The organism is Serratia sp. CY38905, assembly GCF_052168875.1.
Classification (GTDB): domain Bacteria; phylum Pseudomonadota; class Gammaproteobacteria; order Enterobacterales; family Enterobacteriaceae; genus Serratia; species Serratia sarumanii.
Genome location: NZ_JBJNLV010000013.1, coordinates 100333 through 124513, shown reverse-complemented (window position 1 = coordinate 124513; position 24181 = coordinate 100333). Strand labels below are relative to the sequence as shown.

At 61.2% G+C, this 24181-nt stretch carries 21 protein-coding genes; 10 read left to right on the top strand and 11 right to left on the bottom strand.

Features of this window, described 5'->3' with window-relative positions; translation table 11 throughout:
- Positions 1-18: 18 nt before the first annotated feature.
- The 11 genes from fis to acuI all read right to left on the bottom strand — a co-directional run bounded on the left by fis (position 19) and on the right by acuI (position 9754).
- On the bottom strand, positions 19-315 hold the full coding sequence (gene fis, locus ACJ8MK_RS21855) for a DNA-binding transcriptional regulator Fis (RefSeq protein WP_000462905.1): 297 nt from the start codon (positions 313-315) through the stop codon (positions 19-21).
- Positions 297-1301 (bottom strand): tRNA dihydrouridine synthase DusB, encoded by a 1005-nt coding sequence (gene dusB, locus ACJ8MK_RS21850; RefSeq protein ID WP_033639281.1) that lies wholly within the window; start codon positions 1299-1301, stop codon positions 297-299. The genes fis and dusB overlap by 19 nt, the downstream gene beginning before the upstream one ends.
- A gap of 393 nt (positions 1302-1694) precedes the next feature.
- A complete protein-coding gene (prmA, locus tag ACJ8MK_RS21845) occupies positions 1695-2576 on the bottom strand; it encodes a 50S ribosomal protein L11 methyltransferase (RefSeq protein WP_033636181.1) in 882 nt (293 codons plus the stop codon).
- 11 nt (positions 2577-2587) lie between these two features.
- Positions 2588-4033 carry a sodium/pantothenate symporter gene (gene panF, locus ACJ8MK_RS21840; RefSeq protein ID WP_033636180.1) on the bottom strand — a complete coding sequence of 482 codons (1446 nt, stop codon included), beginning with the start codon at positions 4031-4033 and terminating at the stop codon, positions 2588-2590.
- Positions 4023-4265, bottom strand: coding sequence for a YhdT family protein (locus ACJ8MK_RS21835; RefSeq protein WP_033644445.1), 243 nt, complete (start codon positions 4263-4265; stop codon positions 4023-4025). Before ACJ8MK_RS21835 ends, panF begins: the two co-directional genes overlap by 11 nt.
- A 151-nt stretch (positions 4266-4416) precedes the next feature.
- Positions 4417-5766 (bottom strand): acetyl-CoA carboxylase biotin carboxylase subunit, encoded by a 1350-nt coding sequence (accC, locus tag ACJ8MK_RS21830; RefSeq protein ID WP_004936886.1) that lies wholly within the window; start codon positions 5764-5766, stop codon positions 4417-4419.
- A gap of 12 nt (positions 5767-5778) precedes the next feature.
- Positions 5779-6246 carry an acetyl-CoA carboxylase biotin carboxyl carrier protein gene (gene accB, locus ACJ8MK_RS21825; RefSeq protein ID WP_033636178.1) on the bottom strand — a complete coding sequence of 156 codons (468 nt, stop codon included), beginning with the start codon at positions 6244-6246 and terminating at the stop codon, positions 5779-5781.
- Positions 6247-6278: 32 nt separating this feature from the next.
- A complete protein-coding gene (aroQ, locus tag ACJ8MK_RS21820; protein ID WP_004936891.1) occupies positions 6279-6731 on the bottom strand; it encodes a type II 3-dehydroquinate dehydratase in 453 nt (150 codons plus the stop codon).
- Positions 6732-7018: 287 nt separating this feature from the next.
- On the bottom strand, positions 7019-7618 hold the full coding sequence (msrQ, locus tag ACJ8MK_RS21815) for a protein-methionine-sulfoxide reductase heme-binding subunit MsrQ (RefSeq protein ID WP_041036869.1): 600 nt from the start codon (positions 7616-7618) through the stop codon (positions 7019-7021).
- Entirely contained in the window at positions 7619-8620 is a 1002-nt protein-coding gene (gene msrP / locus ACJ8MK_RS21810; RefSeq protein WP_033636176.1) for a protein-methionine-sulfoxide reductase catalytic subunit MsrP, read from the bottom strand. It abuts the gene before it with no gap.
- 156 nt (positions 8621-8776) lie between these two features.
- Entirely contained in the window at positions 8777-9754 is a 978-nt protein-coding gene (gene acuI / locus ACJ8MK_RS21805; protein ID WP_047570383.1) for an acrylyl-CoA reductase (NADPH), read from the bottom strand.
- Between the two features lie 205 nt (positions 9755-9959).
- Between acuI and csrD the strand changes: the two genes are divergently transcribed.
- From csrD to ACJ8MK_RS21755, 10 genes are all read left to right on the top strand, one after another.
- Positions 9960-11894, top strand: coding sequence for an RNase E specificity factor CsrD (gene csrD / locus ACJ8MK_RS21800; protein ID WP_033636174.1), 1935 nt, complete (start codon positions 9960-9962; stop codon positions 11892-11894).
- Positions 11895-12307: 413 nt separating this feature from the next.
- Positions 12308-13351, top strand: a complete 1044-nt coding sequence (gene mreB / locus ACJ8MK_RS21795; RefSeq protein ID WP_003855260.1) for a rod shape-determining protein MreB — start codon at positions 12308-12310, stop codon at positions 13349-13351.
- Positions 13352-13445: 94 nt separating this feature from the next.
- A complete protein-coding gene (gene mreC, locus ACJ8MK_RS21790) occupies positions 13446-14471 on the top strand; it encodes a rod shape-determining protein MreC (protein ID WP_033636173.1) in 1026 nt (341 codons plus the stop codon).
- Complete coding sequence (gene mreD, locus ACJ8MK_RS21785; RefSeq protein WP_004936918.1) at positions 14468-14956, top strand: rod shape-determining protein MreD; 489 nt, start codon at positions 14468-14470, stop codon at positions 14954-14956. Before mreC ends, mreD begins: the two co-directional genes overlap by 4 nt.
- A gap of 10 nt (positions 14957-14966) precedes the next feature.
- The gene (locus ACJ8MK_RS21780; protein WP_048321988.1) at positions 14967-15551 is read left to right on the top strand and encodes a Maf family protein; all 585 of its coding nucleotides are present in this window, start codon (positions 14967-14969) and stop codon (positions 15549-15551) included.
- 38 nt (positions 15552-15589) lie between these two features.
- Positions 15590-17059: a ribonuclease G gene (gene rng / locus ACJ8MK_RS21775; protein ID WP_016930237.1), complete on the top strand. Its 1470-nt coding sequence runs from the start codon at positions 15590-15592 to the stop codon at positions 17057-17059.
- A gap of 87 nt (positions 17060-17146) precedes the next feature.
- Positions 17147-20950: an AsmA2 domain-containing protein YhdP gene (gene yhdP, locus ACJ8MK_RS21770; RefSeq protein ID WP_442518055.1), complete on the top strand. Its 3804-nt coding sequence runs from the start codon at positions 17147-17149 to the stop codon at positions 20948-20950.
- The gene (nit1, locus tag ACJ8MK_RS21765) at positions 20947-21807 is read left to right on the top strand and encodes a deaminated glutathione amidase (protein ID WP_033636170.1); all 861 of its coding nucleotides are present in this window, start codon (positions 20947-20949) and stop codon (positions 21805-21807) included. Before yhdP ends, nit1 begins: the two co-directional genes overlap by 4 nt.
- A 7-nt stretch (positions 21808-21814) precedes the next feature.
- A complete protein-coding gene (gene tldD, locus ACJ8MK_RS21760) occupies positions 21815-23260 on the top strand; it encodes a metalloprotease TldD (protein ID WP_047570394.1) in 1446 nt (481 codons plus the stop codon).
- Between the two features lie 123 nt (positions 23261-23383).
- The gene (locus tag ACJ8MK_RS21755) at positions 23384-24148 is read left to right on the top strand and encodes a CDP-diacylglycerol diphosphatase (RefSeq protein WP_041036851.1); all 765 of its coding nucleotides are present in this window, start codon (positions 23384-23386) and stop codon (positions 24146-24148) included.
- Positions 24149-24181: the final 33 nt, after the last annotated feature.

Genomic DNA, 24181 nt, shown 5'->3' with positions numbered 1-24181 from the left:
CACGTTAACTGACTAGTATCAGTTCATGCCGTATTTTTTCAGCTTCTTGCGCAGCGTGCCGCGGTTGATGCCCATCATCAGGGCTGCGCGGGTCTGGTTGCCACGGGTGTATTGCATCACCATGTCCAACAGTGGCTGTTCAACTTCAGCCAGTACCAGCTCATACAGGTCATTTACGTCTTGACCGTTCAGTTGAGCAAAATAGTTCTTCAGTGCTTGTTTAACCGAGTCACGCAGAGGCTTTTGAGTCACCTGATCTTGTGAGTTAACGGTAGAAACGGTCAGTACGTCAGAATTTACGCGTTGTTCGAACATAGTTCTGTCAGCTCTTTTTTTACGCTAAGATTTTCGAAATATGCCTCCAACGCCTCCAGCTGTTCGCTGGCATCCTCTATGGCGTTGAATGTGCGCCGAAACTGGTCATTCGGAGCGTGTTCCTGGAGATACCAGGACACGTGCTTACGAGCAATCCGGAATCCCTTGCCTTGGCCATAGAAGCCGTGCAATTCCCGAATGTGCCCAATCAACAAGCGCTTCACCTCGCCAAGCGGCAGCGGCGGCAGCAACTCCCCAGTGTCCAGATAATGCTGGATTTCCCGGAAGATCCAGGGTCTCCCCTGAGCAGCGCGGCCTATCATCAGGGCATCGGCCCCGGTGTAGTCGAGCACTGCTCTGGCTTTATGCGGGTCAGTAATATCCCCATTCGCGATAATCGGAATGGAAACACTCTGCTTAACTGCCCGAATGCTGTCGTATTCCGCGTCGCCGTTAAACAGACAGGCGCGGGTTCGGCCGTGAATCGTCAGGGCCTGAATACCACAGTTTTCGGCCAGTTGGGCAATCTCTACACAGTTACGATGCTCTGGCGCCCAGCCGGTGCGAATCTTCAGCGTTACCGGCACATCCACCGCGTCAACCACCGCGTGGAGGATCCGTTTAACCAGATCCGGGTACTGCAACAAAGCGGACCCGGCAAGCTTCCGGTTCACTTTTTTGGCAGGGCATCCCATATTGATGTCGATGATCTGCGCGCCGCTGGCCACGTTGATACGCGCGGCGGCGGCCATATCATCAGGATCGCATCCGGCAATCTGCACGGAGCGGATCCCTGGTTCATCGCTATGCACCATACGCAGACGCGACTTATCCGTCCGCCACACCTCCGGGTTGGAGGAGAGCATTTCGGATACAGCCATCCCAGCACCCATTGCATGACAGAGGGTTCTGAACGGGCGATCTGTAATACCGGCCATCGGGGCCGCAATCAGGCAATTAGTAAGCTGGTGGTGTCCAATGCGCATAGACAAAGAGTGACCATACTGTGTCCGCAAGGGCGCGTATATTACGCATTTTTGCGCCGAGATGAAAGGCCAAACTTTAACCAATTGGCGCGATATTAGGGCAAAAAATGCGCTGCGCAGTGATTCATAAAAATATTGTATATATTTTACAATGAGTTGACGAAAAGTGCTTATTTTGTGTGCGGTAAAATATTCACCTTTGCGCAGAATATTATCTGCATTCACCCGCGTTTTTTGCCGGGATAGCCTGCCTGGAAGGCGCATTGTCAGGGCGATCCGTCGTTGAACGGCGAAAAATTGCATAAAATTTTGTCTCGGGCGCGGGCCGATCGCCAGGCAAAAAAAATCCACCGGCGCAGGGCCGGTGGATGAGGGAGCAATAGACCGTGACGCTTACTTGCGGCGGCCGGTGATGCGGCACCACTCTTCACGCTCGGCGACCGGGTCGAGCGTGAACTTCTCTTCGTAGGCTTGCGCAACGCTGCTCGCCTGGCTGGCCAGCACGCCGGACAGCCCCAGATGGCCGCCGGCCTTCGGCAGGCAACCGATCAGCGGCGCCAGCTCGCGCAGCGGGCCGGCGAGGATGTTGGCGACCACCACGTCCGCCAGCAGGTCCGCCGGCTGGTCTTTCGGCAGATACAGCTCCAGACGCTCTGAAACGCCGTTACGCTGCGCGTTGTCGCGGCTGGCCTGAATGGCCTGGGGATCGATGTCGATGCCGATAGCGCGCGCTGCACCCAGCTTCAGCGCGGCGATTGCCAGGATGCCGGAACCGCAACCGAAGTCGATGACGGTTTTGCCGGCCAGATCGAGGCCGTCCAGCCACTGCAGGCACAGCGCGGTGGTCGGGTGGGTGCCGGTGCCGAACGCCAGGCCCGGATCGAGCATCACGTTGACCGCGTCGGGATCCGGCACGTCGCGCCAGCTCGGGCAGATCCACAAACGCTCGCCGAAGCGCATCGGGTGGAAGTTGTCCATCCATTCGCGCTCCCAGTCTTTGTCTTCCAGCTGCTCTATCTTGTGGCGGAAACCGGCGCCCAGCAGCGGGTGCTGTTCCAGCATCGCCACCACCTCGGCCATATCGGTTTCCGCGTCGTACAGGCCGATCACGTCGGTATCGCCCCACAGCAGGGTTTCACCCGGCAAAGGTTCGAACACCGGGTTGTCGTGGGTGTCCTGGAAGGTCACCGACACGGCGCCGCTTTCCACCAGCGCGTCGCTCAGGTCTTCCGCCTGGCTGCCGGTGGTGTTCAGTTTGAGTTGGATCCAAGGCATAGCAATTCTCTTCAAGAGGGTAATGATGACGCCGTCCGGCGCTTTTCGCCGACGACGTTACCGAGATAAAACGCCAACAGGCTGAGCAACAGCGAAGGCACGATAGGGTGCAGCCCCGCCGGCTGCAGGTTGAAGCTGGCCAATAGCGTATAGCATACCGCACCCGACACCATTGAGCTAAGCGCTCCCTGAGCATTGGCGCGTTCCCAGTACAGGCCCAGCACCAGCGGCCACAGGAACACAGCCTCCAGCCCGCCGAAAGCCAGCAGGTTGAGCCAGATGATCATCTCCGGCGGCCGCCAGGCCGCCAACAGCACCAACAGGCCGAGGATCAGCGTGGTCAGGCTGGAGAAGCGCTTGATCAGCCGCTCGTTGTGGATCTGCTGTGGGCGTACGCCAAGGTAGAGATCCTTGATGATGGTGGCGGAGGATTGCAGCAGTTGGGCGTTGATGGTCGACATGATCGCCGCCATCGGCGCCGCCAAGAAAATCCCGGCGGCGTACGGCGGCAGCACGGTGATCATCAGCGTCGGGATCACCTGATCGGGGATCTTGAGATCCGGCAACACCGCGCGGCCGAGTGCGCCGGCCAGGTGCATGCCGAACATCAGCACCGCCACCACCACGGTGCCGAGCAGAATGCCGCGGTGCACCGCCTTGCTGTCCTTGTAGGAGATACAGCGCACGGCGGTGTGCGGCAGGCCGATCACCCCGAAGCACACCAGGATCCAGAACGACGCCATAAACGGCAGGCTGAGGATCTGATCGCCGCCCTGCGGCGACACCAGCGCCGGATCGATCTGCTGTAGTTTGCTGACTGCGCTGTCCAGTCCGCCGGCGGCATGGATCACCGCCACCAGCAGCAGCACGGTGCCGAGCAGCATCACCAGCCCCTGCATGGCGTCGTTCAGCACGCTGGCGCGGAAGCCGCCGAAGGCGGTGTACAGCGCGATGCTGATGCCGAAGATCAGCAGGCCGGTGTCGTAAGGAATGCCGGCGGCGGTTTCCAGCAGACGTGCGCCGCCGATAAACTGCACCGTCATGGCGCCGAGGAACGCCACCAGCAGGCTGAGGCTGGCCAGCCACACCAGCAGGCGGCTTTGGTAGCGGCCATACAGCATGTCATTGAGGGTGATAGCGTTGTAGCGGCGCGCCAGGATGGCGAATTTCTTGCCCAGCACGCCGAGCGACAGCCACACCGCCGGCAGCTGGATCATCGCCAGCAGCACCCAGCCCAGGCCGTATTTGTAGGCGGCGCCGGGGCCGCCGATAAACGAACTGGCGCTGATGTAGGTGGCGGTCAGGGTCATCGCCAGCACAAAGCCGCCCATCGAGCGGTTGCCGAGGAAATATTCGCTGAGGAAATTTCCATTCTGACGGCGGCGATAGGCGTATACCGACAGGCCGAATACCAGCAACAGGTAGGCGACCAGCGGCAGGATCACTTCAGTTTGCATCGCTGTCCTCCAGCGAAATGTCGCGGAACACCGTGCGCACCATCAGCCAGCACAGGCCGATGAACAGCAGCGGCACCAGCAGGCAGGCCATTTCGAACCAGTGCGGCAGGCCGGTGACGCCGATAGCGCTGTCCGGCAGATAGGCCGCCAGCCCCCAGGCCAGCAGGTAGAGCAGCGTCAGCCCCAGCGCCCAGCGCGCTTCGCGGTGCGCCTGAATAAAGCGTTTGTCCATCCGTGTCTCCCATAGGTTTACGGTGATGGATTCATCAAAGGTAGGGAATTTTACGGCATGACGGCGTTTTGCCAAGCCGTTACTGGCGGCAACGCCAAAGAAAAAGGCCGGTGATTAACCGGCCTTTCGTCAGACGATGCTGCGTGCTGCCTTAGGTTTCCTGCAGACCCAGCTTCTTCTCCAGATAGTGGATGTTGGTGCCACCGTGCTGGAAGTTTTCGTCGTTCATGATCTTCTGCTGCAGCTCAACGTTGGTTTTGATGCCGTCGATGATCAGTTCAGCCAGGGCGTTTTTCATGCGGGCAATCGCCACGTCACGGTTTTCGCCGAAGGTGATCAGTTTGCCGATCATGGAGTCATAGTACGGCGGTACGGTATAACCGGCGTAGATATGAGATTCCCAACGCACGCCGAAACCGCCTGGCGCGTGGAAGCGAGTGATCTTGCCCGGGCTCGGCAGGAAGGTGTTCGGATCTTCGGCGTTGATGCGGCATTCTACCGCGTGGCCGTGGATCTTCACTTCTTCCTGTTTGATCGACAGCGGCTGACCGGCAGCGATGCGCAGCTGCTCTTTGATCAGATCCACGCCGGTGATCATTTCGGTAACCGGGTGCTCTACCTGAATACGGGTGTTCATTTCGATGAAATAGAACTCGCCGTTTTCATACAGGAACTCGAAGGTGCCCGCGCCGCGGTAGCCGATTTCCACACAGGCTTTCGAGCAGCGCTCGCCGATGTAACGGCGCATTTCGCTGGTGATGCCCGGCGCCGGCGCTTCTTCGACCACTTTCTGGTGGCGGCGCTGCATGGAGCAGTCGCGCTCGGCCAGATAGATGGCGTTGCCCTGGCCGTCGGCCAATACCTGAATCTCGATGTGGCGCGGATTCTCCAGGTATTTTTCCATGTACACCATGTCGTTGTTGAAAGCCGCTTTGGCTTCCGCTTTCGTCATGTTGATGGACTGCTCAAGGTCTTTGTCGCTGCGCACCACGCGCATGCCGCGACCGCCGCCGCCGCCGGAGGCCTTGATGATCACCGGATAACCGATGCGCTTGGCGAAGGCACGGTTTTTATCCATGTCGTCGGTCAGCGGGCCGTCGGAGCCAGGTACGCACGGCACGCCGGCTTTCTTCATGGCGTTGATCGCGGAAACCTTGTCGCCCATCAGGCGGATGGTCTCGGCTTTCGGGCCGATAAAGATGAAGCCGGAGCGTTCAACCTGCTCGGCGAAGTCGGCGTTCTCGGACAGGAAGCCGTAGCCCGGGTGAATCGCCACGGCGCCGGTGATTTCCGCCGCCGAGATGATGGCCGGGATGTTCAGGTAGCTTTTTACCGATGGCGCAGGACCGATGCAGACGGTCTCGTCGGCCAGCAGCACGTGTTTCAGATCGCGGTCGGCCGCGGAGTGAACCGCAACGGTCTTGATGCCCAGTTCTTTACAGGCACGCAGGATGCGAAGCGCGATCTCGCCGCGGTTGGCGATAACAATTTTATCAAGCATGGGGGCGCCTCGTTATTCGATGACGACCAGCGGCTCGTCATATTCGACCGGCTGGCCGTTTTCCACCAGGATGGCTTTCACGACGCCGGACTTGTCCGCTTCGATCTGGTTCATCATTTTCATGGCTTCAACGATGCACAGGGTATCGCCGGCGTTCACTTTCTGGCCCACTTCAACGAAGGCTTTCGCGTCCGGGCTTGGGGTGCGGTAGAAGGTGCCTACCATTGGGGAACGAACGACGTGGCCACTCACGGCCGCCGGTGCTGCAGGGGTTTCTGCCGCAGGAGCGGTGGCAACGGCGTTAGCCAGGGCTGGCTGCTGCTGTGCCGGCATCGCGTAGGCCTGCTGCATGACGGGATAAGCCTGCGCCGGTGCGGCACGGCTGATGCGAACCGATTCTTCGCCTTCAGAGATTTCCAGTTCAGAAATGCCTGATTCTTCAACCAGTTCGATCAGTTTCTTGATTTTACGAATATCCATGAGTGTGATTCCGTACTCTTTTTGTGGAGCAATTAGTGGGTTTTCGACAGACGGTTAACCGCTGCCTGTAAAGCGAAAGCGTAGCCATCCGCGCCGAGGCCGCAAATCACGCCTACCGCTACGTCCGAGAGATAAGAGTGATGGCGGAAAGGTTCGCGGGCGTGCACGTTGGACAGGTGGATCTCGATGAACGGGATCTGCACCGCCAGCAACGCATCGCGCAGCGCCACGCTGGTGTGCGTGAACGCCGCCGGATTTATCAGAATGAAATCGGTGTTGCCGCGCGCCTGATGAATGCGATCGATCAGCTGATGCTCGGCGTTGGACTGCAGATGGCTCAGGGTAATATCCAATGCGGATGCCTGGTTTTCCAATCCGTTAACAATCTCTGTCAGCGTCGTGCTGCCGTACTTCTCCGGCTCACGCGTCCCCAGCAGATTGAGATTGGGGCCGTTCAGAAGCAAAATGTGAAACTTATCCGCCATTGTGCTGGTATCTCCGGCAATAAAACCATCATCGTAGAAAATAACCCGATGTTATCGATTTGTCACCTGTTAAGGGGCAAATTCACCCTGAGAACAGAAACAAGGTCGGGCATTATAACGATATCGTAGCAATTCGCAGCTAAATACTGGTCTTATCAGCGAAGATATTCAACCCCAAATCGACGAACTCGGGGATCCGTGACAGGAATATGAGCGCTGGAACACAGAAAAAGTTCCCGCCGGCGGCGCGCGTTTTTCCGTACCAATAACGCGCGCCGCCGCGTAGTTCAGCGCCACCAGGCGCGGAATTTCTTGTAACGCAGGCCCAACAGCGCCACCGCCAGCAGCGCGTAGATGAACGGCTGGGGGGAAAACGTTTTGACCGACCACAGGTAGTGGATGGGGGCGAGGATCGCCGCCAGATAGACGAAGTTGTGCAACAGTTGCCATTTGGCGCCCAGTTTGCGCATCGCCCAAAGCGTCGAGGTGGCCGCCAGCGCCAGTAGGATCAGCCAGGTGAGGATGCCGAGCGTCAGATAAGGGCGGTTCACCAGCTCGCTGCCCAGCAGGCCGAGGTTGCTCAGCCCCAGTTCCAGCGTGGAGTAGCTTATCAGGTGCAGCGTGCCCCAGGCAAAGCACCACAGCCCCACCAGGCGGCGGCAGCGGATCAGCAGCGGCTGGCGGGCGTAGCGCGCCAGCGGGGCGATAGCCAGCGTGGCCAGCAGCAGTTTCAGCGTCATCCTGCCGGTAAAATGCTGGATGTCCTTGGACGGATCGGCGCTGAACCAGCCTTGATCCACCGCCAGCACCAGCCAGAGAAAGGGCAGAAACGCCGCCAGATGCAGGGCGGCTTTCAGCCATTTGATATGAACAGGCGTCAGTCGCACTTAGAAATTCTCCCGCAGATCCATGCCGCGATACAGCGACGCCACCTGGTCGGCATAGCCGTTGAACAGCAGCGTCGGCTGGCGTTTGACGTCGAGAATGCCGCCGGAGCCGATGAAACGCTCGGTGGCCTGCGACCAGCGCGGATGATCGACGTGCGGATTCACGTTGGCGTAAAAACCGTACTCGTTCGGCGCGGATTGGTTCCAGGTGGTCGGCGGCCGATCGCGCACCAAACGGATATGCACGATCGATTTGATGCCTTTGAAGCCATATTTCCACGGCGTGATCAGCCGCAGCGGCGCGCCGTTTTGCGGCGGCAGGGTTTTGCCGTACACGCCGACGGTCAGCAGCGCCAGCGGATGCATCGCCTCGTCCAGCCGCAGCCCTTCGACGTAGGGGTATTTCAGGCCGCCGCCGATAAAGCGATCTTTCTGGCCGGGCATCTGCTCCGGATCGTACAGCGTCTGGAAGGCCACGTAGCGCGCGTTGCCGTTCGGTTCGGCCAGCTTGATCAGCTTGCCCAGTTCGAAACCGATCCACGGCACCACCATCGACCAGGCCTCGACGCAGCGCATGCGGTAAATGCGCTGTTCCAGTGGGAAACGCTTCATCAGATCGTCGATATCCAGCGTTATCGGCTTCGCCACTTCGCCGTCGATGCGCACTTTCCAGCCTTCGGTTTTCAGCCCGCCGGCGTTGGCGGCCGGATCGGCCTTGTCGAGGCCGAACTCATAGAAGTTGTTGTAGCCGGTGACCTTGTCTTCCGGCGTCATCGCCAGCTGCGCCTGCCAGGCGGCCGGTTTGCTGAATTCCAGCGCTTTGCCCGGCGGCGCCTTGGGGCGATCGTTGCCCTTGAACCACGACAGCAGGTCCGCCTGTGCGCCGGTGGGCAGCGCCAGCGAAGCGGCGGTGATGCCGAGCGCCTGCAGCACCTTGCGCCGCTGGTGGAATACGCTCTCCGGCGTGACGTCGGCCTCGGTCAATTTCGGGTGTTTGTTCATGCTTATGTTCTCCGCGACTGATTCCCGCCGCCTGCGAGCGGCTAACGGGTCTCCATGAAATAAGCATGGCGCTAAAGGCGGCCGGAAGCGAGGGGACGCAGGAAAATATGAAATTTCGCAGAAGCGGGCGATCCCCCCGTCGCCGGGGGGAGAAGGTCAGCGGATTTTCACCAGGGTGCGGCCGGTGATTTGGTTGTTCAACAGCGCGGCGGCGGTGGCCGGCGCCTGCTCGAGGGAGATTTCGTGCGTGGCCTGCTGATAGAAGCTGTCCGGCAGAATGCCGGCCAGCCGTTCCCAGGCGGTTTGGCGGCGATGCAGCGGCGTATGCACCGAATCCACGCCCTGCAGGCGCACGTTGCGCAGAATGAACGGCATCACGGTGGTCGGCAGTTGATAACCGCCCGCCAGGCCGCAGGCGGCGACGGTGCCGTTATAGTTCATCTGCGCCAGCACCCGCGCCAGCAGTTTGTCGCCGACGGTGTCCACCGCGCCGGCCCACAGCTGTTTCTCCAGTGGACGCGGCATGTCGATATAGCCATCGCGCGGCATCACCTCTTTGGCGCCGAGCGCTTTCAGGTAGTCGGTATTGCTGTCGCGGCCGCTGATGGCGGTCACCCGGTAACCCAGCGCCGCCAGCAGGGCGATGGCGGTGCTGCCCACGCCGCCGCTGGCGCCGGTGACCAGGATATCGCCGTCGTCCGGGTGCACGCCGCCTTCCTCCAGCGCCATCACGCACAGCATGGCGGTAAAGCCGGCGGTGCCGATGATCATCGCCTTGCGCTCATCCAGGCCGTTCGGCAGCGGCACCAGCCACTCACCGGAGACGCGCGCCTGCTCGGCCAACCCGCCCCAGTGGTGTTCGCCCACGCCCCAGCCGGTGAGCACCACGCTTTGTCCCTCTTTGAAGCGATCGTCGCGGCTGTGGCGCACGGTGCCGGCGAAGTCGATGCCCGGCACCATCGGGAAGTTGCGCACGATCTTGCCTTTGCCGGTGATCGCCAGCGCGTCCTTGTAGTTCAGGCTGGACCAGTTGATGTCGACGGTGACATCGCCTTCCGGCAACCGATCGCTGTCGATATCTTTGATATGAGCCAGAGTTTGGTCGTCTTGTTGTTCCAATAACAGTGCACGCATGTCACTCTTCCTCTCGTTTACACTTTTCTATTCAATGGCTGAATCACAGTTATTTGACTATATGCATAATAAGCGGCCCAAGTCCTGATAAAGGACAAAAATGGCGCTTGCAGGTTTAATTCCTCGGCAAGGCTTGTTAGGGTTGGACGGCCCCTTTTAGCTAAAGGGTGAACACTCACTTAACCATAGCGGACAAGGCACAGGGATGCGATTTACCACCAAACTCTCTGCATTGATCACTCTGTTGGTCGCGCTGGCGATGTTTTTGATGCTGATGGGATGCTCATACAGCTTCTTTTACGTTACCCAGGATCGCCAGGAGCGCCGCTTGGATTCGCTGGTCACCACTCTCGATCAAGCCATGCTGAGCGAGCCGCCGCAGGAGCAGGAAAAATGGTTGCCGATCGTCATGCGCACGCTCGGCATCGTGTCGATCCGCATAGAGGCCGGTAGCAGCCAACTGCTCGACTATCAATTGCCGACGCAGGAAAAAGAGCACTGGGATGCGCTGAACGGCTATCGTCAGGTCTCGCGTCCCCTGTTGCAGCATCCGGGCAGCACGCTGCACATCACCTACCGCGACCCCTTCGCCAGCGACGTGCGCACGCTGCAATCCACCGCCGCCGTCACGCTGTCGATCGTCGTGATGGTGGTGGTTTTGCTGTTCAGCCTGCGCTGGCTGCGTGAGCAGGCCGACGGCGAAGATCGTCTGGAACGCCGCGCACGGCGCATTTTGAACGGCGAACGCGAAAACGTCATGCAGGGCGACGTGCGTGAGTGGCCGGCCAATGTCAGCGGCGCGCTCGACCGCCTGCTGGCCGATCTGGCGGAAGCGCGGGAAGAGCGCAGCCGGGTCGATACGCTGATCCGCGCCTTCGCCGCGCAGGACGCCAAAACCGGGCTCAATAATCGCCTGTTCTTCGATAACCAGTTGACCACTCAGCTGGAAGACGAAGGCTCGCACGGCATCGTGATGATGGTGCGGCTGCCCGATTTCGAGACCCTGCGCGAGACGCACGGCAGCGTGGCGGTGCAGGAGCTGATGTATTCGCTGGTCAATCTGCTGTCTACCTTCGTGATGCGCTATCCGTCGGCGCTGCTGGCGCGCTACTTCCACAGCGATTTTACCGTGTTGTTGCCGCATCGAACCCTGAAGGAGGCCGACGGCATCGCCTCACAGCTGGTCAACGCCATCGATGCCTTGCCTTCCACGGCGCTGATCGACCGCGAGGCCTTCCTGCACATCGGCATCGTGGCGTACCGCAGCGGTCAAACCACCGAGCAGGTGATCGATTATGCGGAGCAGGCGACGCGCCACGCTACGCTGCAGGGCGAAAACGGGTGGTATGTGTACGACAGCCAGGTGCCGGAAAAGGGGCGCGGCAGCGTCAAGTGGCGCACGCTGCTGGAACAGGTGCTGGCGCGCGGCGGCCCGCGGCTGTATCAGAAACCGGCGGTGACCGTGGGGGGCGAGGTGCACCATCGCGAGATCATGAGCCGGATCTATGACGGCACCCAGGAATTGCTGCCGGCGGAATATATGCCGCTGGTGCAGCAGCTCGGGCTGGCGGAAAGTTACGATCGCCAACAAGTGAGCCGCATCATTCCCTTGTTGACGCAGTGGCCCGAGGAAACGCTGGCGTTTCCGCTGTGCGTGGACTCGATTTTGCAGCGCTCTTTCCAGCGCTGGCTGCGCGATACATTGCTGCAGTGCGAAAAAAGTCAACGTCGGCGAATTCTGATTGAACTTGCGGAGGCAGATGTGTGTCAACATATCGACCGTTTGCGTCCGGTGCTGAGGCTGTTGTCAGGGCTGGGCTGCCGCCTCGCGGTGTCCAAAGCGGGTTTAACCGTGGTCAGTACGTCCTATATCAAGTCGCTGCAGGTGGAGATCGTCAAGCTCCACCCCGGGTTGGTGCGGAGCATCGATAAGCGGGACGAAAACCAGCTGTTCGTGCAGAGCCTGACCGGCGCCTGCGCGGGCACGCGCGCGCAGGTGTTCGCCGCCGGCGTACGCACGCGCAACGAGTGGCAGACGCTGAAAGAGCGCGGGATCCACGGCGGGCAGGGCGACTTTTTCGCGCCGCCGGAACCGATCGACGCGGGGCGTAAAAAATATTCACGTCGTTATCGCGTTTAAGCTGATTGCTGGACAAAAATTGACGTAGAATGAGCGCCGGATCCATCTGGGCCATGTCACCCGTCATTTTGGAGTTTTCTCCAATCTGCCTGCGACAACGACGCCTATTTGAGATAGGCTCTTGTCAGCTTTTATCTGGTTGGCGTTGGTAGGTGCTTACCATCGGCGGCAATCAGGGAATATGTTAGATTTTATGAGCTGTGTTACGCCGTTTCGTGCGTTGACAGGGTGGTAAACTGAGCCTTTGTTCAGGGAATTCAGGCCTCATCCAATTTCCGTGCATTCGAGCAGAAACAATACAGACTATTTTTCACCGAAGTAGAACGTTTTTGCGCCTTGTCGCTGCTTCGTGTGGTTGGTAAAGTAGGCGGATTTTATTTTCCGCCCCCAGCTTGCAGGATTATCCTTTCGTTATGTTTAAGAAATTTCGTGGCATGTTTTCCAACGACTTGTCCATCGACTTGGGTACCGCCAATACCCTGATTTATGTTAAAGGGCAAGGCATCGTACTGAATGAACCTTCGGTGGTTGCCATTCGTCAGGATCGTGCCGGCTCCCCAAAGAGCGTCGCGGCCGTCGGTCATGACGCCAAACAGATGCTGGGCCGCACCCCCGGCAACATCGCGGCTATTCGCCCGATGAAAGACGGCGTGATCGCCGATTTCTTCGTGACCGAAAAAATGCTGCAGCACTTTATCAAACAGGTTCACAGCAACAGTTTCATGCGCCCAAGCCCGCGCGTGCTGGTCTGTGTGCCGGTCGGCGCGACCCAGGTTGAACGCCGCGCTATCCGCGAGTCCGCCCAAGGGGCCGGCGCGCGTGAAGTGTTCCTGATTGAAGAGCCGATGGCGGCGGCGATCGGCGCTGGTCTGCCGGTCTCCGAAGCGACCGGTTCCATGGTGGTGGATATCGGTGGCGGTACCACTGAAGTGGCGGTGATCTCGCTGAACGGCGTGGTGTACTCCTCTTCCGTGCGCATCGGCGGCGACCGCTTTGATGAAGCCATCATCAATTATGTGCGCCGCAACTACGGCTCGCTGATCGGCGAAGCGACCGCCGAGCGCATCAAGCACGAAATCGGTTCTGCCTATCCGGGCGACGAAGTGCGCGAAATCGAAGTCCGCGGCCGTAACCTGGCCGAAGGCGTACCGCGCGGCTTTACCCTGAACTCCAATGAAATCCTCGAAGCCCTGCAAGAGCCGCTGACCGGCATCGTCAGCGCGGTGATGGTTGCGCTGGAGCAGTGCCCGCCAGAATTGGCCTCCGACATTTCCGAACGCGGCATGGTATTGACCGGCGGCGGCGCGCTGCTGCGCAACCTCGATCGCCTGCTGATGGAAGAAACCGGCATCCCGGTCGTGGTGGCGGAAGATCCGCTGACCTGCGTGGCGCGCGGCGGCGGCAAGGCGTTGGAAATGATCGACATGCACGGCGGCGATTTGTTCAGCGAAGAATAGTCAGCCCCTGGAAGGAGGAATCGTATCGGATGAATGCGCACAGCGAGAATCGGGTACGGTTCCTCTTTCTGTTGTCGAGGAACTCGCATAATTTATGAAGCCGATTTTTAGCAGGGGGCCTTCCCTGCAACTGCGACTTTTTTTGGCGGTGATCGCGGCCATTGGCCTGATCGTTGCCGACAGCCGGCTCGGCACGTTCGTGAAGATACGCAACTACATGGACACCGCAGTCAGCCCTTTCTATTTTCTGGCCAACGGGCCGCGTAAAGTTTTGGACAGCGTGTCAGAAACGCTGGCCACCCGCCAACAGCTGGAGCTGGAAAACCGCGCTCTGCGGCAGGAACTGCTGCTGAAAAACAGCGATATTCTTCTTCTTGGCCAATTCAAGCAGGAAAACGCCCGCTTGCGCGAGCTGCTGGGTTCTCCGCTGCGCCAGGACGAACACAAGATGGTCACCCAGGTGATCTCCACCGGCTCCGATCCTTACAGCGATCAGGTGGTGATCGACAAAGGGTCGGACAACGGCGTCTATGAAGGCCAGCCGGTGATCAGCGACAAGGGCGTGGTCGGCCAGGTGGTGGCGGTGGCGAAAGTCACCAGCCGCGTGCTGCTGATCTGCGACGCCTCGCACGCGCTGCCGATCCAGGTGCTGCGCAACGATATTCGGGTGATCGCCGCGGGCAGCGGCTGCGCCGACGATCTGCAGCTGGAGCACCTGCCGAACAACACCGATATCCGCGTTGGCGATGTGCTGGTCACCTCCGGCCTCGGCGGCCGCTTCCCGGAAGGCTATCCGGTGGCGGTGGTTTCCTCGGTCAAGGTCGATAACCAGCGCGCTTACACCGTGATTCAGGCGCGGCCGACCGCCGGTCTGCAGCGCTTGCGCTACCTGCTGCTGCTGTGGGGCGCCGATCGCAACGGCGACATGCCGCTGCCGCCGGACGAAGTGCACCGCGTGGCCAATGAACGCCTGATGCAGATGATGCCGCAGGTGCTGCCGCCTGCCGGCTCCGTCGGGCCGCAGCTGCCGGCTCCGGCCACCGGGGTGGCGCCGCAAACCGCGGCTCCGGCCTCTGTCCAGCCCCAAGCTCAGCCTGCCGCGGCGGGAGTGGTGCCATGAACAGCTACCGCAGCCACGGGCGCTGGATAATCTGGCTGTCGTTCCTGGTGGCGTTGGTGCTGCAAATCATGCCGTGGCCGGAACAGATCTACATGTTCCGGCCCTCATGGCTGGTGCTGATCCTGATCTACTGGGTGATGGCCTTGCCGCACCGGGTCAACGTCGGCACCGGCTTCGTGCTGGGGCTGATCATGGATCTTATCCTCGGCTCCACGCTGGGCGTGCGCGCGCTGGCGCTGGGCATCATCGCCTATCTGGTGGCGTTCAAATTCCAACTGTTCCGCAATATGGCGCTGTGGCAACAGGCGCTGATCGTCGTGCTGCTGTCGCTGTCGATGGACGTGGTGGTGTTCTGGGCTGAGTTTTTAGTGATCAACGTCTCTTTCCGCCCAGAGGTGTTCTGGAGTAGTGTGGTAAACGGCATTTTGTGGCCGTGGTTATTCCTGTTGATGCGCAAAATCCGCCGTCAGTTCGCCGTACAGTAAGGGTATCTCAATGACTTCGCTTTATCTGGCCTCCGGCTCCCCACGTCGACGTGAACTGCTGACCCTGCTCGGCGTGTCGTTCGACATTTTGCTGACGCATACCGAAGAGCAGCGCCGGGAAGGCGAAGCCGCCGAAGCCTATGTGCGCCGCCTGGCGCAGGACAAGGCCAAAGCCGGCGTAGCGCTGGCGCAGGAAGATCGGCCGGTGCTGGGCGCCGACACCATCGTGGTGCTCAACGGCCGGGTGCTGGAGAAGCCGCGCGACGAAGCCCATGCGGCGGAAATGCTGGCGGCGCTGTCCGGCAAGCAGCATCAGGTGATGACGGCGGTGGCGATCGCCGATCGCCACGACGTGCGCTGCCAGCTGGTGGTGACCGACGTGACGTTCCGCAGCCTGTCACAACAGGATATCCGCGACTATATTGCTACGGGCGAACCGATGGATAAGGCGGGCGCCTATGGAATTCAAGGAAAGGGTGGTTGTTTCGTCAGAACGATAACCGGGAGTTATCACGCGGTGGTTGGTCTGCCGCTGGTCGAAACACATGAGCTGCTCAGTAATTTTGTCGCATTACGTGATGTAAGAACCGGTTGATGGGCGCTGCCATTATCGACCGGCTCTGAGGAGAAGGCATGACAGCTGAGCTACTGGTTAATATCACACCGTCTGAAACGCGGGTCGCCTATATCGATGGCGGCATTCTGCAAGAGATCCATATCGAACGCGAATCCAAACGCGGCATCGTCGGCAACATCTATAAAGGGCGTGTCAGCCGCGTCCTGCCGGGGATGCAGGCGGCGTTCGTCGACATCGGCCTGGACAAGGCCGCCTTCCTGCACGCCTCCGACATCATGCCGCATACCGAATGCGTCGCCGGCGACGAGCGGAAAAACTTCCACGTGCGCGACATCGCCGAGCTGGTGCGCCAGGGGCAAGACCTGATGGTGCAGGTGGTGAAAGATCCGCTCGGCACCAAGGGCGCGCGCCTGACCACCGACATCACGCTGCCTTCGCGCTATCTGGTCTTCATGCCGGGCGCGGCGCACGTCGGCGTTTCGCAGCGCATTGAAAGCGAAGCCGAGCGCGAGCGCCTGAAAGCCATCGTTGCGCCGCACTGCGACGAGCTGGGCGGTTTTATCATCCGCACCGCGGCGGAAGGTATCGGCGAGGAAGAGCTGGCGCAGGACGCCGCGTTCCTCAAACGCCTGTGGACCAAGGTGATGGAGCGCAAGAAGCGCAACCAGACCAAATACAAGCTGTACGGCGAGCTGGCGCTGGCGCAGCGCATCCTGCGCGATTTCGCCGGCGCGGCGTTGGATCGCATCCGCGTCGATTCGCGGCTGACGCACGATCTGCTGGTGGAGTTTACCGGCGAGTACATTCCGGACATCACCAACAAGCTCGAGCTCTATACCGGCAGCCAGCCGATTTTCGATTTGTACGATGTGGAAAACGAGATCCAGCGCGCGCTGGAGCGTAAGGTGGAGCTGAAGTCCGGCGGCTATCTGATCATCGATCAGACCGAGGCGATGACCACCGTTGACATCAACACCGGCGCCTTCGTCGGCCACCGCAACCTCGACGAAACCATCTTCAATACCAATATCGAGGCGACGCAGGCCATCGCGCGCCAGCTGCGGCTGCGTAACCTGGGCGGCATCATCATCATCGACTTTATCGATATGAACAACGAAGAGCATCGCCGCCGGGTGCTGCACTCGCTGGAGCAGGCGTTGAGTAAAGATCGGGTAAAAACCACGATCAACGGCTTCTCTCAGCTAGGCTTAGTTGAAATGACGCGTAAACGCACGCGTGAAAGCATTGAACATGTGCTCTGTCACGATTGTCCTACTTGCAATGGGCGCGGCACCGTGAAAACGGTGGAAACCGTGTGCTACGAGATCTTGCGCGAGATTGTGCGCGTGCACCATGCTTACGATTCCGATCGCTTCCTGGTGTACGCCTCCGCGGCGGTCGGCGAAGCGTTGAAGAGCGAAGAGTCGCATGCGCTGGCCGAAGTGGAGATCTTCGTCGGCAAACAGGTGAAGGTGCAGATCGAACCGTTGTACAGCCAGGAGCAGTTCGACGTCGTCATGATGTAGCCCGTCCGACATCGTAAGGGCCCGGCATGCCGGGCCCGTCAGTGCATAGATATTCCCGTTGCCAGGCAGCGGAGCAAGGAGAACTGCGTGAGGCGACTGCCTGGGATTCTGTTAGCAACAGGCGCCACCCTAATCGTGATTGTGGCGCTGCTGATCAGCGGGCTGCGCCTGATGCTGCCGAAGCTGAACGACTACCGTCCCCAACTGCTGGCGCAGGTGGAGAAGCTGTCCGGCGTGCCCGTGCAGATGGATTTCCTGCAGGGCAGCTGGGAAACGTTCGGCCCACAGCTTGAAATGCGCAACCTGAGCGCCACGCTGCCCAAAAGCGATGTGCATATCGAACGCGTGACGCTGGCGCTGGACGTGTGGCAATCGCTGCTGCACTGGCGCTGGCAGTTCCGCGATCTGACCTTCTATCAATTCCGCCTCGATCTGAACGCCACGCTGGGCGGCGACCGGCAGGGCGAAGGCCTTGAGCCGGGCAAAATCGGCGATCTGATGCTGCGTCAGCTCGACCATTTCGATCTGCGCGACAGCCGTATCTCATTCCTGACGCCCGCCGGCGCGCGCGCCGAATTCGACATTCCCCAACTGACCTGGCTTAACGGCCGCGAGCGCCATCGCGCCGAGGGGCAGATCAGCCTGTCGACGCTGAACGGCCAGCACGGCGTGGTGCAGCTGCGCATGGACCTGCGCGATAATCAGGGCCTGCTGGACACCGGCACGGTCTATCTGCAGGCCGATAACATCGACATGAAACCCTGGTTTACCCGCTGGCTGCGCGCCAACACCGGGCTGGAAAGCGCCGACTTCAGCCTGGCGGCCTGGCTGCAGGTGCAGAACGGCGAGATTGCCGGCGGCCATGCGTTGCTCAAGCAGGGGGCGGCCAACTGGGATACCGGCGCCGCGCAGCACCGGCTGGACGTGGACAATCTGGCGTTGTCGCTGCGCCGCCAGGGCACCGGTTGGCAGCTTGACGTGCCGCAGCTGCGGTTGAGCACCGACGGCCAGGCCTGGCCGCAGGGCGCGCTATCCGCCCTGTGGCTGCCGGAAAACACCGAGTTCATGGGGCCGGCGCAGAATGAAGAGCTGCGGGTACGCGCGACTAACCTTCAGCTGGAGCGCCTGTCGGCGCTGCTGCCGACCTTCTCGTTCCTCAGCCCGGACGTGCTCGATCGCTGGAACGATCTGCAGCCGCAGGGGACGATGGAGGCCCTGGCGCTGGACATCCCGCTGAAGCAGCCGGAAAAGAGCCGTTTCCAGGCGCTGTGGCGCGATGTCAGCTGGCAGAGTTGGGAGCTGCTGCCCGGCGTCAACCACTTCTCCGGCGCGTTGAGCGGCGGGGTGGAGAACGGCCGCCTGACGCTGGGGCTGGCAGGCAGCACCTTGCCTTACGGCGATATGTTCCGTGCGCCGCTTGAAATCAGCAGCGCGCGCGGCGCGCTGACCTGGCGTTACAACGATCAAGGCTGGGAGCTGGCGAGCCAGGGGCTGGACGTCAAGGCGAAGTCGCTGTGGGTCAACGGCGATTTCCGTTATCAGCAGCCGGCCAAGGGCGATCCGTGGCTGAATATCCTGGCGGGCATCCGCCTGTATGACGGCGCCGAGGCCTGGCGCTATTTCCCGGAACCGCTGATGGGCAAGCATCTGGTGGACTACCTGAGCGGTGCCATTCAGGGCGGCCAGGTGGATAACGCCACGCTGATTTATTCCGGCGATCCGCAGCACTTCCCGTACCGTAAGAACGAAGGGCAGTTCGAAGTCTTCGTGCCGCTGCGCCACGCCACCTTCCAGTTCCAACCGGGCTGGCCGGCGCTGACCGATTTGGCGATCGACCTCGATTTCGCCAACGAGGGATTGTGGATGCATGCGCCGCAAACCCGGCTGGGCAAGGTGGCGGGCAAAAATATCAGCGCGGTGATCCCGGATTACCTGAAAGAGCGGCTGCTGATCGACGCCGAAGTCGCGGGTGCGGGCAGCGACGTGCACGACTACTTCATGCAGACGCCGCTGCACGATTCGCTGGGGGCGGCGCTGGATCAGCTGCAGATTGGCGGTGATGTCAGTGGGCGCTTACATCTCGATATTCCCCTGGACGGCGAGCAGGTCAGAGCCACCGGTGAAGTGGCGCTGAACAACAATTCTTTGCTGATCAAGCCGCTGGACAGCGAACTGCAAAAGCTCAGCGGCAAGTTCCGCTTCGACAACGGCAACCTGCAGAGCGACCCCCTGTCGGCCAACTGGTTCGGGCAGCCGGTGGAGGTCAACTTCACCACCCAGGAAGGCGAGCGTGACTACAAGGTCAACGTCGGTCTGAAGGGCGACTGGCAGCCGGGCAAGTTCCCCGGCCTGCCGAAAGAGGCCGCCGATGCGCTCAGCGGCAGCGCGCCCTGGCAGAGTCAGGTGGCCATCACGTTGCCGCATCAGGGCTCGGCCAGCTACGATATCGGCCTTGACGCAGACCTAAGGAAAGTGAGCAGTCACTTACCTTCGCCGCTGGACAAGGCGCCGGGCGAAGCCTTGCCGGTGAGCGTCAAGGTCAAAGGCGGTCTTAACGGCTTCATGTTGACCGGCAGTGCGGGCAAGCAGAACCGCTTCAACAGCGAATGGAACTTCGACAAAAAACAGGTGAATCTGGCGCGCGCCGCCTGGCAAACCAACGGTGGCGGCAAGCCGCCGCTGCCGGCCGGCAAGTCGATGACGCTGAACCTGCCGGCGCTGGACGGCGAGCAATGGCTGGCGCTGCTGGCGCCGGCGCTGAAACAGGGCGGCGGCAGCGGTCAGGTGGGCGGTTTCAGCTTCCCCACCACCGTGGCGCTGACCACGCCGCAGCTGCTGTTGGGCGGCCAGGCCTGGCATAAGCTGACGCTGTCGGCCGAAAAACAGCTGGGTGCCACCGTGGTGAGCGCCAAGAGCGATGAAGTGGACGGCAGCCTGCGGGTGGCCGATCGCGGGCCGTGGCGCGCCGATATCAACTACCTGTACTACAACCCGCAGTTCGCCGAGACGAAAAGCGCGGCGGGTTCGCCGCCACCGCCGCCGGAGAAAGTCAGCTTCCGCGACTGGCCTTCGCTGATGCTGCGCTGCAAGTCGTGCTGGGTGCTGGGGCAGAACCTCGGCAAGGTCGAGGCGGATCTGAGCAATCGGGGCGATACCCTGACGCTGGATCACGGCCTGGTCGATACCGGCAAAGGGCGCATGAGCGCCACCGGCCTGTGGAAGCAGAACGCGCAGGAAGAGCGCAGCTCGCTGAAAGGCAAGCTGCTCGGCGGCAAGATCGATGAAACCGCCGCCTTCTTCGGCATCACCATCCCGCTGAAAGGCGCGCCTTACGACGTGGACTTCGATTTGTACTGGCGCGGCGCGCCGTGGCAGCCGCAGGTCAATACGCTGAGCGGCGCGCTGCAGGTCAAAATGGGCAAGGGCGAGATCGACAGCATGGGCGGCGGCCGCGCCGGCCAGCTGCTGCGACTGGTCAGCTTCGACGCCTTGCTGCGCAAGCTGCAGTTCGATTTCAGCGATACCTTCGGCAAAGGCTTCTACTTTGATTCCATCCGCAGCACCGCCTGGCTGAAAGATGGCATAATGCATACTGATAATCTATTGATCGACGGCCTGGCGGCGGATATCGCCATGAGTGGCCAGATCGATCTGGCGCGCCGCCGCATCGATATGGAAGCGGTGGTGGCGCCGGCGATTTCGGCGACGGTCGGCGTGGCCACGGCGTTTGTCGTTAACCCGATCGTCGGCGCGGCGGTGTTCGCCGCCTCGCAGGTGCTGGGGCCGCTGTGGAGCAAGATTTCGCTGATTCGTTACCATATCAGCGGCGATCTCGACCAGCCGAAGATCAATGAGGTACTTCGTAAGGCAAAGGAGGATAAGGCGTCATGAGGAATGCTAACGTTGCGTTGTTGCAGTTGTGCAGTGGCGATCAGGTGCGCGATAACCTGGCCCAGATTGAACAGCAGATCAAGCAGCTCAATGCCGGGGTAAAACTGGTCATGACGCCGGAGAACGCGCTGCTGTTCGCCAACTCCGCAGCCTATCGCCAACAGGCGGAAAAACAGGGCGATGGCCCGCTGCAGAACGCGGTGCGCGAACTGGCGCGCCGCTATGGCGTGTGGTTGCTGGTGGGCTCGATGCCCTTGATCAGCCGCGAAAACCCGGAGCTTATCACCACCAGCAGCCTGTTGTTCGACGATCAGGGCGAGATCCGCGCCCGCTACGACAAGCTGCACATGTTCGATGTGGACATCAACGACGCGCACGCCCACTACCGCGAGTCTGATACCTACCAGCACGGGCAGCATCTGACGGTGGTGGATACGCCGGTCGGGCGTTTGGGTATGACCATATGCTACGATCTGCGCTTCCCCGCGCTGTTCCAGGCGCTGCGGGCGCAGGGCGCTGAACTGATTTCGGTGCCGGCGGCCTTTACCCGGGTCACCGGCGAGGCGCATTGGGAAATCCTGCTGCGCGCCCGGGCGATCGAAAACCAGTGCATGATCCTGGCGCCGGCGCAGGTGGGGCGCCACGGGCCGACCCGCCGCACCTGGGGCCACACGCTGGCTGTCGACGGCTGGGGCAAGGTGCTGGCCGAGAACCCGGACGCCGTGGCGGCGCTGAAGGTGCGCGTGGACACCACAAGCCTGCAGCCCCTGCGGCAACAGATGCCGGTGCTGCAGCACAACCGATTCCAGACGTCGCTGACGGCGCCGTCTGACACGTTATCCTCCAATCAAGAGTGAAACCATTATGAGCCTGACGTTTGTCAGTGAGCAGTTACTCGCTACCAACAAGCTGAGTCATCAAGACCTGTACTCGGTACTGGGTCAACTGGCAGAACGCCGTATCGACTACGCCGATCTCTATTTCCAGTCCAGCTATCACGAAGCCTGGGTGATCGAGGACGGCATCATCAAGGATGGCTCTTACAATATCGACCAGGGCGTCGGCGTGCGCGCCGTCAGCGGCGAGAAAACCGGTTTCGCCTATGCCGATCAGATCACCCTGAATGCGCTGCAGCAGAGCGCCCAGGCGGCGCGCAGCATCGTGCGCGAGCAGGGCGACGGGCGGGCGCACACCCTGGGCGAAATCGGTTACCGGGCGCTGTACCCGCTGCTCGATCCGCTGCAAAGCCTGCCGCGCGAAGAGAAAATCGCCCTGTTGCACCGCGTCGATAAAGTGGCGCGTGCAGCCGATGCGCGGGTGCAGGAAGTGAACGCCAGCATCACCGGCGTTTACGAGCAGGTGTTGGTGGCCGCCACCGACGGCACGCTGGCGGCGGACGTTCGCCCGCTGGTGCGGCTCTCCGTCAGCGTGCTGGTGGAGCAGGACGGCAAGCGTGAGCGCGGCTCCAGCGGCGGCGGCGGCCGTTTCGGTTACGACTATTTTCTGGAAACCGTCGACGGCGACGTGCGCGCCGATGCCTATGCCAAAGAAGCGGTGCGCATGGCGCTGGTCAATCTCGGCGCGGTGGCGGCGCCGGCCGGCAATATGCCGGTGGTGCTGGGGGCCGGCTGGCCTGGGGTGCTGCTGCACGAGGCGGTGGGCCACGGCCTGGAAGGCGATTTCAACCGGCGCGGCACCTCGGTGTTCAGCGGCCATATGGGCGAGCTGGTGGCTTCCGAGCTGTGCACCGTGGTGGATGACGGCACCCTGCAAGGGCGCCGCGGCTCGCTGGCGATCGACGACGAAGGCGTACCGGGCCAGTACAACGTGCTGATCGAAAACGGCGTGCTGAAAGGCTACATGCAGGACAAACTCAACGCGCGGTTGATGGGCGTCGCGCCGACCGGCAACGGCCGCCGCGAGTCCTACGCGCATCTGCCGATGCCGCGCATGACCAATACCTACATGCTGGCGGGCCAATCGACGCCGGAAGAGATCATCGCCAGCGTCGAGTACGGCCTGTACGCGCCGAACTTTGGCGGCGGCCAGGTGGACATCACCTCCGGCAAGTTCGTGTTCTCCACCACCGAAGCCTACCTGATCGAGAAGGGCCGCATCACCAAACCGGTGAAGGGGGCGACGCTGATCGGCTCCGGCATCGAGGCGATGCAGCAGATCTCGATGGTCGGCAACGATCTGGCGCTTGATAAAGGCGTGGGCGTGTGCGGCAAGGAAGGCCAGAGCGTGCCGGTGGGCGTCGGCCAACCGACGCTGAAACTGGATACGCTGACCGTCGGCGGCACGGCGTAATCTTTCCTCAAGGGGCCACGCGCTGGCTCCTTTATCCATTCCCCATGTTGCGGCCCTTGCAGGCGCGCCTGCGCCCAGTGATGGAATGAAATTGACGTGGCGAAAAAACGGAACAATACGAGGATGGCGCGTTGGGCTTTCTCCGCCCGGCGTTGGCTGCTGTTGCTGGGCGTTCTGTCCCTGACGGGCTGCGCCCGTTCCGATGCGCTGTGGGGCGTGGTCGATAAGCTCTGCATGGCCAACTATCAGCAAAAGCGCGATCCGGCCCCGTGTGAGCAGATTTATATGCCGCAGGGGAAAGCGCAGGGCTTCAGCGTGCTGCAAAACCCGCGTTATCCCTATCATTTCATTCTGGTGCCGACGGCGCCGCTTTCCGGCATTGAAAGCCCGCTGCTGCTGGCCGGAGAACGAACAGACTATTTTGGCTATGCATGGCTGATGCGTTACCGGCTGGCCGCCGAGTATGGCGGGCCGGTGCCGGACGACAGGCTGGGCATGGCGATCAACTCCGCTTACGGCCGCAGCCAGAACCAATTGCACATTCACCTGACCTGTCTGCGCGAGGATGTGCGGCGCCAGCTGCAGGCGGAACGCCCCTACATACAGGAACAATGGCGCCCCTTGCCGGATAAGCTGTTGCGCCACACCTACTATGCCCGCCGCGTGATGCAGCCGACCGCGATGGGCATCTACCCGATTAAGGATCTTGCGGATTATTTTCATCTGTCGCCGCCGCAGCTGGCGGAGTATGGCGTGGCCGTCGTCCCGACCACGTTTGCCGGCCAACGGGGTTTTATCTTGCTGGCCTCGAAGCGCGGCTGGGACGTCGGCAACCGCGCCTCGGTAGAATCGCTGCTGGATAAAACGTGCGCGATTTTGCCGCGTTAATCTCAAGACGACAGGTGAGAGCGACGCGCTCTC

Coding starts and splice junctions, on each gene's coding strand:
- ACJ8MK_RS21755 (WP_041036851.1), top strand. CDS start 23,384: ATGGCGCGTTGGGCTTTCTCCGCCCGGCGTTGGCTGCTGTTGCTGGGC.
- prmA (WP_033636181.1), bottom strand. CDS start 2,576: ATGCCTTGGATCCAACTCAAACTGAACACCACCGGCAGCCAGGCGGAA.
- dusB (WP_033639281.1), bottom strand. CDS start 1,301: ATGCGCATTGGACACCACCAGCTTACTAATTGCCTGATTGCGGCCCCG.
- nit1 (WP_033636170.1), top strand. CDS start 20,947: ATGAGGAATGCTAACGTTGCGTTGTTGCAGTTGTGCAGTGGCGATCAG.
- panF (WP_033636180.1), bottom strand. CDS start 4,033: ATGCAAACTGAAGTGATCCTGCCGCTGGTCGCCTACCTGTTGCTGGTA.
- tldD (WP_047570394.1), top strand. CDS start 21,815: ATGAGCCTGACGTTTGTCAGTGAGCAGTTACTCGCTACCAACAAGCTG.
- accC (WP_004936886.1), bottom strand. CDS start 5,766: ATGCTTGATAAAATTGTTATCGCCAACCGCGGCGAGATCGCGCTTCGC.
- msrP (WP_033636176.1), bottom strand. CDS start 8,620: ATGAACAAACACCCGAAATTGACCGAGGCCGACGTCACGCCGGAGAGC.
- accB (WP_033636178.1), bottom strand. CDS start 6,246: ATGGATATTCGTAAAATCAAGAAACTGATCGAACTGGTTGAAGAATCA.
- rng (WP_016930237.1), top strand. CDS start 15,590: ATGACAGCTGAGCTACTGGTTAATATCACACCGTCTGAAACGCGGGTC.
- aroQ (WP_004936891.1), bottom strand. CDS start 6,731: ATGGCGGATAAGTTTCACATTTTGCTTCTGAACGGCCCCAATCTCAAT.
- mreD (WP_004936918.1), top strand. CDS start 14,468: ATGAACAGCTACCGCAGCCACGGGCGCTGGATAATCTGGCTGTCGTTC.
- mreC (WP_033636173.1), top strand. CDS start 13,446: ATGAAGCCGATTTTTAGCAGGGGGCCTTCCCTGCAACTGCGACTTTTT.
- ACJ8MK_RS21835 (WP_033644445.1), bottom strand. CDS start 4,265: ATGGACAAACGCTTTATTCAGGCGCACCGCGAAGCGCGCTGGGCGCTG.
- ACJ8MK_RS21780 (WP_048321988.1), top strand. CDS start 14,967: ATGACTTCGCTTTATCTGGCCTCCGGCTCCCCACGTCGACGTGAACTG.
- fis (WP_000462905.1), bottom strand. CDS start 315: ATGTTCGAACAACGCGTAAATTCTGACGTACTGACCGTTTCTACCGTT.
- acuI (WP_047570383.1), bottom strand. CDS start 9,754: ATGCGTGCACTGTTATTGGAACAACAAGACGACCAAACTCTGGCTCAT.
- mreB (WP_003855260.1), top strand. CDS start 12,308: ATGTTTAAGAAATTTCGTGGCATGTTTTCCAACGACTTGTCCATCGAC.
- csrD (WP_033636174.1), top strand. CDS start 9,960: ATGCGATTTACCACCAAACTCTCTGCATTGATCACTCTGTTGGTCGCG.